Annotated in this window: 10 protein-coding genes; 7 read left to right on the top strand and 3 right to left on the bottom strand. The window is 68.6% G+C overall.

All coding sequences use genetic code 11. The annotated features are described in order from the left end of the window. Positions 1-175 precede the first annotated feature (175 nt). Entirely contained in the window at positions 176-1,843 is a 1,668-nt protein-coding gene (locus D7W79_RS27125; protein WP_120528298.1) for a metallophosphoesterase, read from the bottom strand. 208 nt (positions 1,844-2,051) lie between these two features. Here D7W79_RS27125 and D7W79_RS27130 point away from each other — a divergent pair, with 208 nt between their 5' ends. From D7W79_RS27130 to D7W79_RS27150, 5 genes are all read left to right on the top strand, one after another. Continuing rightward, a complete protein-coding gene (locus tag D7W79_RS27130) occupies positions 2,052-2,249 on the top strand; it encodes a hypothetical protein (protein ID WP_120528299.1) in 198 nt (65 codons plus the stop codon). 39 nt (positions 2,250-2,288) lie between these two features. Then, positions 2,289-2,609, top strand: coding sequence for a hypothetical protein (locus tag D7W79_RS27135; RefSeq protein WP_147442075.1), 321 nt, complete (start codon positions 2,289-2,291; stop codon positions 2,607-2,609). 73 nt (positions 2,610-2,682) lie between these two features. Beyond that, positions 2,683-2,979 (top strand): hypothetical protein, encoded by a 297-nt coding sequence (locus tag D7W79_RS27140; RefSeq protein ID WP_120528301.1) that lies wholly within the window; start codon positions 2,683-2,685, stop codon positions 2,977-2,979. A gap of 200 nt (positions 2,980-3,179) precedes the next feature. Beyond that, on the top strand, positions 3,180-3,659 hold the full coding sequence (locus D7W79_RS27145; protein ID WP_208729850.1) for an SUKH-3 domain-containing protein: 480 nt from the start codon (positions 3,180-3,182) through the stop codon (positions 3,657-3,659). Positions 3,660-4,369: 710 nt separating this feature from the next. Continuing rightward, positions 4,370-4,852, top strand: a complete 483-nt coding sequence (locus D7W79_RS27150; protein ID WP_158617050.1) for an SUKH-3 domain-containing protein — start codon at positions 4,370-4,372, stop codon at positions 4,850-4,852. A 92-nt stretch (positions 4,853-4,944) separates the two neighbouring features. Here D7W79_RS27150 and D7W79_RS27155 read toward each other — a convergent pair whose 3' ends face one another. Together D7W79_RS27155 and D7W79_RS27160 are read right to left on the bottom strand one after the other, a co-directional pair. Next, positions 4,945-5,730: a hypothetical protein gene (locus D7W79_RS27155; protein ID WP_244221988.1), complete on the bottom strand. Its 786-nt coding sequence runs from the start codon at positions 5,728-5,730 to the stop codon at positions 4,945-4,947. A gap of 80 nt (positions 5,731-5,810) precedes the next feature. After that, positions 5,811-6,848: a peptidylprolyl isomerase gene (locus D7W79_RS27160; protein ID WP_158617051.1), complete on the bottom strand. Its 1,038-nt coding sequence runs from the start codon at positions 6,846-6,848 to the stop codon at positions 5,811-5,813. Positions 6,849-7,186: 338 nt separating this feature from the next. On the opposite strand from D7W79_RS27160, the gene D7W79_RS27165 reads away from it, so the two are divergent. After that, a complete protein-coding gene (locus tag D7W79_RS27165) occupies positions 7,187-7,861 on the top strand; it encodes a peptidylprolyl isomerase (protein ID WP_158617052.1) in 675 nt (224 codons plus the stop codon). 80 nt (positions 7,862-7,941) lie between these two features. Beyond that, on the top strand, positions 7,942-13,466 hold a 5,525-nt coding region (locus tag D7W79_RS27170), incomplete at its 3' end, for an Ig-like domain-containing protein (protein WP_147442076.1).

Raw genomic sequence — 13,466 nt, forward strand, 5'->3', positions numbered from 1 at the left:
GGGCTTTTCGGGGCCAGGGGGCCGCCCCTGCCCGGCGGTGGAGGCCGAACGGGTCCGACAGTCGGACCCGTTGAGGCAGGGCGCCTCCGGGGAGGGCTCAGCGGTTCCGGCGACGGAGGGGGCCGAACTGGTCCGACAGTCGGACCAGTTCATGCGGCGCGCCTCCGGGGAGGGCTCAGCGGTTCCGGCGACGGCGGCGCACGAGCCCGGCCACGAGGGCCGCGGCGGCGGGAATCAGGGCGGCGGAGGGGCCGGCGGCGCAGCCACCGCCCCCGTTCGAGTCGTCAGCCCCCGGCGTGACGCCTGGCGTCGTGGGCGTGGCCGGAAGGTCGGGGCGGGGATCGGGGTCGGACGGCGTGGTGCCCGGGTCCTCGCCGGAGCCGGGGTCGGTGCCCGGGTCGGTGGTCCCGCTGGACGTGACGGTGACGACGGTGGTGGACGTCAGCGGAGCGGCGCCCTGGACGGTGGCCGTGGCGGTCACGGTGTAGGTGCCGGCCTGGGCGAAGACGTGTTGGGCCTGCGTGCCCTCGGCGGTGGCGCCGTCGCCGAAGTCCCAGGTGACGGTGGCGCCGGCCTGGGTGGCCGTCGCGGTGAACGTGGCCGTGTGGGGCGCGGTTCCGCTGGCGCTGTTGACCGCGACGTTCAGCGTGCCCTGGGGCGCTTCAGGCTGCGCGGGCAGCGTCTTGGAGAGGGTGAGCGTGTCCAGGATGCCGCCATCCGTCTTCACGAGCTTCGCGGTGAGGGTGCCCTCCACGACGTCCACGTCGAGGAAGCCGTGGGCCGCGTCGTCGCGGATGACGCTCCAGGAGGGGCGCGACGTGGCGAACGTGCGCAGGGTGGCGCCGCCGCCGCCGACGACGAGGTAGGGGATGCCCGTCTCGTTCTTGCCGGCCTCGGCGTCACCGAGCATGGGCTTGCTGCGCTCGTAGTCGTGGTCATGGCCGGTGAGGACCAGGTCCACGCCGTACTTCTCGAACAGGGGGCCGAACTGGCGGCGCATGGTGAGCTGCGAGCCGTGCTCGCCGCTGGACCAGGACGGGTGGTGGAAGAAGACGACCTTCCATGGCTGCGTGGTGGCGGCCAGGTCCTTCTCCACGAACGCCTTCTGCGCGGCGAGCGTGCACTTGCTCGAGGACGCCAGGCCCACGGCACAGTTCGAGTCGATGGACACGAAGTGCACGTGGCCCCAGTCGAACGAGTAGTAGCGCTCCGAGCCCTCCGGGTTGTTGGTGGGCAGGTAGAGGTTGTCCAGGTAGGGCTGGGCCTCGTTGGTCACGTACTCGTGATTGCCGGGCGTGGCGAACATGGGCACCTGCGAGAGCAGGGCGGCCATGGGCGTGAAGAGGTTGGTCTGGAACTCGGCCTCGGTGCCGGACGCGTAGGCGTTGTCACCCAGGGCGACGAAGAGCTCCGGCTTGTTGGTGAGCATGGAGGCGGCGACCTTCTTCTGGTCGCTGCCGCCGGTGCCGAAGTCGCCCACGGCGGCGAAGTGCACGCGCCGCGTGCCGGGCACGGGGGCGGTGCTGAACGTCTTCGCCGGGGTCGTCTCACCGCACGCGTCCACGGAGTACGTATAGGAGGTGCCGGGAGTCAGGCCGGTGAGGACCACGGCGTGGATCTTCGCGGTGGCCGTGGAGCGCGCCGTCTGGTCGGTGCCGCCGACGCCATAGCGCACCTGGGCGCTGGAGCAGCTCGACGACAGCCGGAATGCCACGGTGGCGGTGTCGGGGCCCACCTTCTGCAGGTAGGGATCACGCGGCAGGGCGAGCGCGTCACCCGAGGCGAAGCCCCCGACGAACAGGGCAGCCAGGGCAGCGAGCGAATGAGACTTCGTCCGGTCCATGAATCCTCCGACCCGAGACATTCGGGACCGGGGCGCAACGGTTCACGGCTCAACGTTCATCCGATAATCAGGCGCTCGGGGGTAGGCAGGCGTGCAGGCGCTGGTTGTGGCTGAAAGGCAGACAGAAGGGCGTGTATTGCCTGTTTCAGCTCAGGAGCGTAGAGGGCGCCGCCTTGCGGAGTCCGGGGGCTGCGTTACCCCTGAAGACATGACCGAAGTCCACTCCCAGACCCGTGAGTACACCCTGCCCGAGGGCTGCCCTGTGTGCGAGTCGGACCTGCCGGTGCGCGTGACGGCGACCGGTCCGAACGCGGTCTGCACGCACTGCGGCTGGATGGGCCGCCCCTTCATCACCGTGACGCACGACGGCCTGCGCGTGTCGTACGACGACGCCGCGCGGGCCTGAGCCGCGCCGGCCCGCGCGCAGGTGCTAGACAGGCGCTCCATGGGAACGAAGCCAGACGAACTCGCGGAGCAGCTTCGCCGTCAGTTGGAGACGCCCGGACGAACGTGGCGGGTGCTCGCGCACGAAGACGCCGGGGCAGTGGAACTCCAGAACCGGGGAACCTTCGACGAGCTGATCGTGGACGACTGGTTCCACATGGAGCAGATGGACGACCGGGTCTGGTGGATGAAGGTGGGCGACATGCGGGTGCTCGTCACGCTTTCCCCCGACACAGGCGTCGTCGTGGATGTGGAGCGCGGCTGCTACGCGCCGGTCAATGGCACGACCGTGTCGGAAACAGACGACGCTTCCGATAGGTGAGCGGCAAGGCGTTGAGCACAGGCCGCGATCTCCAGGTGCGGTGTCCCTTCCGCCAAGGGCGGCTCGAAGTCACGTGTCCGTGACAGCTGGGCAGAGCCTGCAACTGGAGGGCATCCGCTTCTCGGAAGTCGCCTTCGTGTGGATCCGCATCGACGGGGAAGAAATCAGAAGCCGTCCCCCGTTCAGCGACGCCGTGGTGGTCTTCGATGAGCTGGAGCAGAGCGCGACCGGCTCCGGGCGCTATTTGATCTTCACGTGCGCCTGCGGCATCGCGGAGGACGGCGGCTGGAAAGGCGTGGAGGTCGAGCGTGGCAACTCGACCGTGTTGGCCCAGCCCGCGCAGTTCACCGTCACGTTGGGGCCGGCGTAGATATAGCCGTTGTTGCACCACGCGAAGCACCAGTCGCCGTTCTCCCGGGCGCCCTGCTCCTGCGAGGTCGTGGGGACCAAGGTCTTTATTTCGTCTCTGAAATAATGAACATCTCGTGTGGTCTGCCTGGGGGCTTGTGGGGCCATGCTTCCAGGATTTGAATGGCTCGGTATTTGGGCGGTTCCGGAGGGTTGGTTGCCATGACGATGCCAGATTTGTTCGTTAGTGATGAAGTGGCTGGAGTATTGCGCTCTGGTGGATGGACGCCTGGGCGGCGCGTTCCAACTGCTCCGATGCTACAGGTGTTTGATGTTAAGGGCGTTGTCATGCATCCGGTGGCGGAGGCTGTGTTGGCCAACTTGGGAGGGCTGGTTTTTCATGGCCCCACGGGGGATAGGCTGACATTTGGGGCGGAGGAGGCTTGCTATTGGATTGATGATCGTGATTTGCCTTATGTTAGGAGGTTGCATGGCAAATCCGCATGCCCCGTGGCAATTGGCGAAGGGATGATCTACTTCGTCTCAGAAAGTGGCCGGTGGATGTCGCTTCACGACCAGTGGACGATTTGCTACTTTCTTGAGACGCTTAATGATGTTCTGGAGTTTGCGCTGCTTAGGCATTTTGATGTTGATCAGGGCATCCCTCTCTTTGGTGAGATGATTCCGCCGAGTCTTCGATAAGGTGTGAAGCGACGCGTGATGTGTGTTTGTGATTTGAAAGCCCGGGCCAGCGCATCCCTTGCGCCAACCCGGACTCCAATCTCAACCAAGTAAATCCGCGGCTCTGGGGTTCGGAGGTTGAGAGTCCTGAGTATTTGGGTGTGGGTTTGCCAGAAGGCTCGATCGGTGTCGTAAAGTTGTTTTCCGAAAGGCCTCCTTGTCTGTCTCGTTCCGGCCATATTAAACAGTTCGGGTTGCGATTCCCTGGTGTCAAACGGGAAGTGCTCTCCGGGCCGAAGATTGGTAAAGTCAAGTGCTGAGGTTGTTGTGCATACGGCCGACGAAATCGTGAGGATGCTTGTGGAGGCGGAGCTTGTTCGGAAATCTGAAGTCATGGGGGGCTGAGCCGGAGATTCAGCAATTGGAGAAGGAGAGAGGATGCGGTTGATTTTTTATATTCACCAGGGTTGCGAGGTTGGTTGTTTCTGTGCTGGAGCAGGGGACGATCCGCCTGTGCATCAATTCGTGGAGGGGGCGCCGCACCCCACTACGCCGTGGTCGAGCTTTACGGAGTTCATAGAGAAGACCGTTGCGAATCATGTGGAGACCAAGGTCTTTATTTCGTCTCTGAAATAATGAACATCTCGTGTGGTCTGCCTGGGGGCTTGTGGGGCCATGCTTCCAGGATTTGAATGGCTCGGTATTTGGGCGGTTCCGGAGGGTTGGTTGCCATGACGATGCCAGATTTGTTCGTTAGTGATGAAGTGGCCAAAACATTGCGCCGTGGTGGATGGTCGCCTGAACGGCGCGTGCCAATTGACGGAATGGTGCAGGTGTTGGAGGTTGAGGGGGCCATCGTGCATCCGGTGGCAGAGGCTGTATTGGCCAATTTGGGAGGGTTGGTTTTTCGCAGTGCTCGAGGAAAAAAAGTGGCGTTTGGTGCGGAGGAGGCTTGTTATTGGATTGGTGAGGGGGATTGGCCTTATATTAGAAAGTTGCATGGTGAATCTGCATGCCCTGTTGCAGCTGGCGGAGGGATGATTTACTTCGTCTCAGAGAATGGTCGATGGATGTCTGTTCATGATCAGTGGACAATTTGCTACTTTCTTGAGGCGCTGAGTGATGTGCTGGAGTTTGCGCTTCTTGGGCGCTTTGATGTCAAGCAGGGTATTCCTTTGTCTGGTGAGATGATTCAGCCGAATCGTCGATTCTAGATGTGATGTGCGATGTGTTTGATGAATTGCAAGCCCAGGCCAGCGCATCCCTCGCGCCAACCTGGGCTCCAATCCCAACCAGATGAACAGGCCTACGGCCTCTTCACGTCGTAGGACACCAGCTCCTCCAGGCGCTCCCCGTCCTCGCGGACCTTGCCCACGCCGGGAACGAGCCAGTACAGGCGCTGCTTCTCCTCCTTCACCTCACCGCTCTTGTTCAGCTTGTCGCGCTGGACCTTGATGGCGTTGGTGAACGTGCCCGCGGGCGTCGTCACCGTCACGTCCTTCTCCAGCACCTTCCAGACGTAGGTCGGATCCTTCCCCTCGGTCCCTCCGGCGGAATACGTGATCAGCTCCCGCACCTTGTCCTGGTGCTCCCAGGGCACGGAGGCCGGTGCCGCCGCCAGGGACTTCATCATCGCCGGGGACCAGGTCGTCGCCTTCGAGGCCACGCCGTCCAGGATGTCCTCCTCGCGCAGACGCACCCCCACGCCGGTCGTCAGCTCCAGCTGCCAGGAGTTCTCCTCATAGACCGTGCCCGTCTGCGTGCGGTCCTGCTTTCTGTGCACCTTGACCGTCGTCATGGTCGTGCCGGGGACCGTTTCCGGGCCCTGCACCGTCACCACCTTGTTGAAGACTCCCTCCTGCTCGTCGGTGATGCGGTAGGTCCACGTGGAGCCCGTCGTCAGCGGCCACAGCGTCGTCAGCTCCGCCTGCTGATCCGGCTTCGTGCCGCCGCCCGTGTTCGGGTCCACCGGGTTGCCCGGGAGGTCCACCGTGCCGTCCGGGTTCGTCGTGGACGAGCCCGGATCATTCCCCGTGGGCAGGCTGCCTCCGCCACCACAGGCGGCCAACGCCCCACACGCCGCGAACAGCACCGCCAGCTTCCTGAAACTTCATGCCATCTCCTCCCGCACGCCGACCCGGGCTTCAAGTCCATCCAGGAGTTGGAAGCTGCTTAGCGCGGCGTCGCCTCTGCCTGACCCGCGCCGGGAGCGGGCTTCACGCCGGCCTCCGGATTCACCTTCGCGAGGACCTCCTCGTTCACCTCCACCGGGGTCTGGGTCCGCAGCTTTTCGACCAGGGCTTCCAGCGCCTTCGCCCGCCGCTCCGCGCCCAGCCGTTGCGTGATGCGAGGCTTTGCCTGTTCGAACGTCTGCTCATGCCCCACCTGGCGTGCCTGCAGCATCAGGAGATGGACGCCCGTATCGCTTTCAATGGGCGCGGACAGCTGACCCACCGCCTTCAGGTTCCACGCGGCTTCCGCGAGCGCCTCGCCGCCCAGGGCCGTCAATTCCTCACGCGTGTGGAAGCCCAGGTCTCCTCCCTGGGCCTGGGTCGCCGCGTCCTGCGAATGCGCCCGCACCGCCGCGTCGAACGCGCGCGACACATCCCCGTCCTTCCGCACGTCCGCCGCCAGCTTCAGCGCCTGCGTCATGGCCTTCTGCCGCTCCGGCGTCCCCCGGGGCGCCTTCAACACGAGCTGGCTGATGCGCACGCGCTCCGGCTTCACGAACTCGGCGAGGTTGGCGTCGTAGAAGGCTTTCGCGTCCGCGTCGCTCACCACCGCCTCCGCGGACTCCGTCTGGGATTTCACCAGCTGCTGCACCATCACCTTCTCGAGCATCGCCCGGACCTCGGGGTTCGACTCCAGCCCGCGACGCCTGGCTTCCTGGACCAGCAATTCAAAGCGAACAAGGTTGTCTAGGAATTCCTTCTTCTTTTCCGGAGTGCCGTAGCGGGCCCTGACAAAGGAAGGCTGTTCCGCCAGCTTCGCCTCCAGCTCCGCCTGGGTGATTTTTGTCTCCCCCACGCGGGCCACGACCGGGCCCGTCTCGGTCGGGGTCGAGGCTGACTTCTCCTTGCCACAGCCGCCCACGCCCAGGGACAGCCCCAACACCGCCACCCCCATCCACCCGAACTTCCAGCCCATCGAAATCTCCACGGTCAAGCGGCCCCTGGACGCGGACGGAGTGCCCACGCCATTGAATGTCACCCTGTCCGATATCCTACAGCTGCTTGTGATCAATGGTCGAACTGGAGTATTTCCAGTCCCCTTCGGGCAGGCGGACATCGGACGGCATGGGACATCAGCGGGGCTCTGGAGTTTGGCTGTCAATTTCCTCGCTGGTCCTGTGCCTGGCGTGCGGCCGGCCAGGCACCGAGCCCACACCTTCCGGCAGCACGGCTCCCGTCGTGGCCCGCTTCGATGGCGGCGTGGTGACCCAGGACGAGGTCCTTCGCGAAAGCCAGCGGCTGCCTCCCAACCTCCGCGAACGCTTTGAAACCGGTCCGGGACGCCAGGAATTCATTCGTTCCCTGGTTGATAAGCAATTGCTGTTTCAAGAGGCCACCCGCCGGGGCATCCCCCAGGACGCGGAGATCCGCCGCCAGGTGCGGGAACTGGAAGAGCGGCTGAGCATCCAGGCGCTCCTCGCCCAGGAGGAGAAGGCCGCTCCTGCTCCCACGGAGGCGGAGGCGCGGGCCTTCTATGAGGGCCACCTCGAACGGTTCGCCCAGCCGGAGCGGCTGCGGTTGGCGCGGGCGTGGGTGATGGTGCCTCCTGGAAGCGCGCGTCCGGCCTGGGAGCAGGCACGCCAGCGCGCCGAGTCCCTGCGAAAGCGGCTGCTCGCGGGCGAGCCGGTGGCGAAGGTCGCCGCCGCCGGGGATGGCCCGGAGCGTGCGCGCGGCGGGGAGTGGGGGCTGCTGGCGCGGGGCGAGTTCGGGAACCCGGAGCTCGAGAAGGCCGCGCTGGCGTTGAACCGCCCGGGGGCCGTCTCCGCGGTGGTGGAGGACGCGACGGGCGTGGGCGTGCTGGTGCTGCAGGAGCGCCGTCCCGCGCGGGTGCCGCCCTTCGAGGAGGTTCGCGAAGCGGTGGCCGGGCAGATGGCGCCCGGGGCCCAGCGGCGGGTGTTCGAGCAGCTCCTGACGCGGCTGCGGGCCGCGTCGTCCGTCCAGTTGGGGGACGGGACCGGAAGCCCGGCGGGGACTCCGGACAAGAAGCCTTGATGGGGCGTGGTGGGTGGCGGGGCCTTGCCTTCGGGCAGGCGGCCCGGGTCGAGCGGTCTTCGTTGGAATGAGGGGGAGCGGTGCTCCTTGAAAGCTTGAAGCGGTGCCTGACGCTGCTGGCGTTGGTGACCGGGCTCATCGTCGCGGGAAACGCCCAGGCGCAGACGCGCGTGGCCGCTGTGTTCCCGCTGATGCCGCTGCGGCCCGGGGCGAGCGCCCTGGACCTGGGGTTCACGACCACCGGCGTCGTCACCCAGCTGAGCGTGGCGGTGAAGGCGACGTCCGCCACCCAGGGCACCCTGGTGGACGTCCAGGACGTCGTGGTGGAGCAGGACCTGGCCGGCGCCGTGCCCTTCCATGTCCGGGTGCCGCTGCGGCGCGCGCTGCCCCCCGATGCCGTGGTGGACATCAAGGCTTCCCCGGCCAGCGGTGGGACGGGGGAGCCCCAGCTCGCGCATTTCGACCTCTCCAGCGCTCCCCCGGTCCTTCCGGCCGGCGCGGTGCGGGTGAACGCCAGCGCGAACCTCTCTCAGTTGGTGGTGGTGGTGACGGCGCAGGGACCCGTGTCCCATGCGGAGCTGACGCTCGTGGGCGCTTCCGTGGAGGCGCTGCGCAGCGTGCACGGCAGCCTCAGCGACGCGGAGGCCGTGGCCTTCGCCAGCGTGCGCCGTCAGGTGGGCCGCCCCCAGGCCCAGGGCTCCAGCCAGGTGGAGTTCGTCGTCCCCCTGCTGGGCGACCTCAAGGTCCCCGCGGACGGCGTCGTCGTGGCGGACATCGCCGTGCATGATCCCTATGGGCGGGTGGTGAACGGCTCCGCCGTGGAGTTCACCAGCGGCCGGGCCTTTGATCCGCTCATCTCGGTGTCGGTGTCCCCTTCGCCGCTCCTGCTGTCCGGCGGCTACGGATCCACCGCACCCGTGCGGGTGACGGGACACTTCACGCTCGCGGGCGACGTGGACCTGAGCGGCGCGCTCCAGGGCGTCACCTATGCGTCGTCCAATCCCGCCGTGTTCGTGGTGTCCTCCGACGGTCGCGTCCAGGCGCGCTCGGACGGCACCGCCCAGCTCACCGCCACGTTCGGCGGGCTGAGCGAAACCGCCGAGGTGATCGTGGACTCGGGCGCGGACCTGGCCAGCGTGGCCGTGCTGCCCGCCCTTCCGCAGGTTGACCGGGTGGGGGGAGCGACGGCGCTGCGCCTGGAGGGCACCCTCACCGGAACGCCCGTGCGGCACGTGGACCTGTCCTCGGGAGCGCTGGGGACGCAGTGGACGTCCATGAACCCGGACATCGCCACGGTGGATCGCAACGGTCGCGTGACCGGCCTTCGCCCGGGCGTGGCGCGCATCCGCGCGACCCATGAGTCGTTCCAGGCCTTCGCCGACGTCGACGTCAAGGACGGCGCTCCCTCGGTCCGCCTCTCGGCTCCCTCCACGGTGACGGCCGGCACCGCGTTCGACCTCACCGCCGTGCCCACCGACGACGTCGGGGTGGCGTTCGTCGAGTTCCTGGTCAACGGTGTGGCCGCCGGCAAGGACACGGAGGCCCCCTACACCCTGCGCATCCAGGCGCCCCCCTACGGTGGCGCGACGCTGACCCTGGCCGCGGCGGTGACGGACACGAAGGGCCAACGGGTGGTGGGCCCGACGCAGAGCGTGACGGTGGCGGGGACCCCCGCGCCCAGCGCGCAGCCGGTCGTCATCGAGCTGCCCACGCCCGGCGCCATGCTGGTGCAGGGGCTGCCCCAGGTGCTGCGCGTCACCAGCGGCGACTGGAAGGCGGGCACCCTGTCCACCGAGGACTTCCAGGTGGTGCGCTTCTATCTGGATGACGCCTTCGCGGGCGCGGTGGACCTGCCGCGCGTGGAGGTGCGGGAGCACCCCGAGAACCACTCCGCCATCCCGGTGCCCCTGTGGGAGCTGACCTTCACGCCGCGCCAGGGGACCGCCGGCTCCAGCGTGGCCCTGCGCGTGGAGGCCCTGGACCGCGCGGGGGCGCTGGTGCGCTCGCAGACGCTGCTCGTGCGCGTGGTCGCGGACGCTCCGCCGCTGCTCACCGTGAAGCAGCCTCGTGGCACCACCGTCAACGCGGTGGTGGGCGTCCCGTTCCACGTCTCCGGCACGGTGGGCGACGACGGCATGGCCTTCGGCACCCAGGTGTCCCTGCGCGTGGCCGGGACGACCGTGGCGTCCATGCGGCTGACCCGGGCGGGGGGCGGCGGTAGCTCCGCGGGCAGCGAGGACTTCGACCTGTCCTGGACGCCGGTGGCGGGGGACCTGGGCCGCTCGCGGCAGGTGGAGGTCGTGGCGACCGACAGCGCCGGCCAGCCGTCGCGCTACGCGTTCACCGCCTCCGTCGTCGCGGACGCGCCTCCCAGGAACCTGGTCATCCTCACGCCCGCCTTCCGGTCCACCCTGGTCGGAGGCAGCCGCGTGACGCTGACCGCCCAGGTCGAGGACGAGCAGCCGGACAAGGTGGAGGTGCGCTGGCTCGTGAACGGCGTGGCGGTGGGCCAGTCCGCGAAGGCGCCCTATGCGCTGGCGTACACGCTGCCGGTCGTGGCGCAGTCCACGACCCTGGAGATCGCCGCCGAGGCGCGCGATGTCACGGGGCTCACCACGCGGAAGACGAGCGAGGTGTTCGTCGTTCCGGACGCCGTGCCGCCCTCGGTGTCCTTCGTGGTGCCGAAGGATCCCGCCAAGGTGACGGAGCAGCAGGACCTGCTGGTCTCCGTGGCGGGCCTGGACGACGTGGACGTGGTCAAGGCGGAGATCCTCCTGGACGACAACCGCGTCCTGCTCGACCTGTCTCCGGGCGAGAACGGCGGCGTGCGGGGCTCCTTCGTCACCCACGCCGTGGTGCCGAAGAGCGCGCTGGGTGTGAAGGGCAGCCACCACAAGCTGACCGCGCGGGCCTGGGATTCGTCCGGCAACCTGGGGGCCGCGCCCCCGGTGCTGGTCGAGGTGACGGAGGACGCAGCCCCGACGGTGTCGTTCCCGCTGCTCACCCCGACGAAGGCCACCGTGGGGACGACGGTGGACGTGTCCGTGGTGGCCAGCGACGACGTGGGCGTGACGACCGTGAAGCTGCTGCTGGACGGTGAGAGCCAGGGGGAGGCCACGGCGCCCCCGTACCACTTCTCCTTCAAGGTGAAGGGGCCCGCGCGCATGGCCACGCTGGTGGCACGGGCGTCTGACGGCACGCATTTCACGGAGACCCAGTCGCAGCTGGACATCGTCGGGGACACCCAGCCGCCGATGCTCACGTTCCGCTCGCCCGCGCCGGGCGCGCCGGTGTTCGCGGGCCGGACGATGGAGGTGGTGGTCGCCGCCCTGGACGACGTGGAGCTGAAGGAGGTGGCGCTGTGCGCGGAGGACAACTGCCTTGGACCCACCGCGGGCAGCCCGGACGGGCTCTATCAGGTGTACCGCTGGATGGTGCCGGTGGCGGCCAACCTGGAAGGCCAGACGCTCACCCTGAAGGCCACGGCGAAGGACTCCTCCGACCTCACCGCCGTGCGGCAGCTCCCGGTCGCGGTGGTGAGGGACCTGCCGCCCGTGGTCACCCTGGTCGTCCCCGCCGCCGGCACTCCCTACAAGGAAGGCGAGGACGTCCGGCTGGTGGCCACCGTGGGCGACGACGATGGCGTCGTCGGGTTCGTGGGCCTTTCGGGCGGCGTGCGTCAGGGCACGCTGCCGGTGTCGGGGCCGCCGCTCGTCCTCTCCGGACAGCAGACCGTCACCGTCCAGGCGCCCATCGTCAGCCATGGCGCGCCACCGTCCGTGGGCCTCGAGGCGAGCGACACGGGAGGCCACACGGGCAAGGCCGAGGTGCACCTGAACGTGCGCGCGGACACCGAGGCTCCCTCCGCGGTGCTCGTGGCCCCGCTGTCGCCGCAGGGAACCCCCCTCACCGTGAAGCGAGATGGGGCCCTGGGCCTGCGCGTGGAGGCGGGCGACGACGTGCGCGTCGCGCGCGTGGAGGTGGAGGTGCTCCGGGCCGGCGAAGTGGTGCAGGGTGTCGGCGGCGGCAGCGTGCTCGCGTCGAAGGACGGGCGCTATGAGGAGACGCGCACGCCCAACCCGCTTTCGCCCGGGGAGATCCTCGTCAGCCGGCGCTACCTGGCCAGCTTCGAGGGCACGCTCAGCCTCAAGGACCTCGCCGTGGGGACCGGCTACACGCTGGTGACCCGGGCGGTGGACCCCGCCGGGAACACCACGTCCACCGCGCCCCTGGCCTTCCACATCGTGGAATCGCAGGACACGGAGGCGCCCGTCCTCGCCCTGTCGCTGGAGGGGACGCCCTCCGACAAGACGTGCGTGGCGGGCTCGTCCGTCACGCTGAAGGCCCAGGCGCATGACGACGGCAAGCTGGCGTCGCTCGCCGTCAAGAACGATGGGGAGGCCCTCCCCGTCGGGTCCTTCGAGCCCGTGGCGACCCTGACGCGCACGTGGCTGCTGACGCTCCCCGCCCTGGGCTCCTTCGGACCCCGGACCTATTCCTTCGCGGCTCAGGTGACGGACGCCGCGGGCAAGACCACCCATGCCTCGCTCTCGTGCGAGCTGGTGGCGGACGTGGCTCCGGTGGTGCGCTGGTCGCAGCCGGCCGCGAACGCGGCGCTCCTGGAGGAGGCGGCGCAGTCCGTCCAGGTGGAGGTGGAGGAGGACACGGGCATCGCCGCCGGGTGGCTGGTGGGCTCGACGCGCACGCTCGTGGGCTTCCTGGGCAACGGCCACTTCGTGCTGCCCACGCCCAACGCGAGCGGAACCCCGCGAGGGGCCGCCGTGGCGCTGGAGTTCGGCTCGGCGCAGCGCTTCGCGCTCCAGGCTGGCGCGACGGGACTGGACGTGGAGGCGCCCGCGACCGGCCTGCTCGGCTCGGCGCCGCGCCGGCTGGTGCTGTCCGTGGGGCCCGCGGCGGCGGCGGGGGTGCGCGCGGAGGTGCGCTACCGCTTCACCGTGACGCCGGGCATGGAGAACGACGCCCAGCTCCAGTCCTTCCTGGCCGCGAACCCGGGCGGACGCCGGGGGGTGGACCTCTCCGCGGCGGCGCGCTGCGGGGGCGTGCAGGACGGTCCCTTCTGCGTCGACCTGATGTTCCCCGCGGCGCTGGACATGGAGGAGGTCCAGGTGTCGCTGCGGCCCACCCAGTCCGGGGGCGCGATGCCGGCCGTCACGGAGGTGGGCGTGCGCTACGACGGCGCCTCCGCCCAGGCCCGCGCCGTGGCCTCGGGTGAGCGGCTGACCGTGCAGCCCTGGAGCATGGCGGTGGTGCCCGGCAGGGTCTTCAGCGCGCAGACGAAGTACCGGCTGCCAGAGAGCTGGAGCCCGGATCCGGTGCGGCTCACCGTGGCGGTGAAGGACCTGGCGGGCGCGGTGACGGTCCAGGGCAGGGCGTTCCAGGGCGCGCCGGACACCGTGGGGCCGACGGTTCGCATCGTGCAGCCGGTCAGCGGCACGGCCCGCGTGGAGAAGGAGTCGTTCTCCGTCCACATTGAAGCCTCCGACAACGTGGACGTGCGCCGCGTGGAGCTGCTGGTGGACGGCGTCAGCCGTGGCGTGCGCGAGGGCGTGCGCCTGGGCCCCGTGTCCTTCCCCCTGAGCATCCC

Origin of the sequence: Corallococcus exercitus (assembly GCF_003611585.1) — a bacterium.
GTDB lineage: Bacteria > Myxococcota > Myxococcia > Myxococcales > Myxococcaceae > Corallococcus > Corallococcus exercitus.

Bases quoted from the DNA above. Each gene is read 5' to 3' on its own strand.
- D7W79_RS27125 (WP_120528298.1), bottom strand. From the start codon at position 1,843: ATGGACCGGACGAAGTCTCATTCGCTCGCTGCCCTGGCTGCCCTGTTC.
- D7W79_RS27130 (WP_120528299.1), top strand. From the start codon at position 2,052: ATGACCGAAGTCCACTCCCAGACCCGTGAGTACACCCTGCCCGAGGGC.
- D7W79_RS27135 (WP_147442075.1), top strand. From the start codon at position 2,289: ATGGGAACGAAGCCAGACGAACTCGCGGAGCAGCTTCGCCGTCAGTTG.
- D7W79_RS27145 (WP_208729850.1), top strand. From the start codon at position 3,180: ATGACGATGCCAGATTTGTTCGTTAGTGATGAAGTGGCTGGAGTATTG.
- D7W79_RS27150 (WP_158617050.1), top strand. From the start codon at position 4,370: ATGACGATGCCAGATTTGTTCGTTAGTGATGAAGTGGCCAAAACATTG.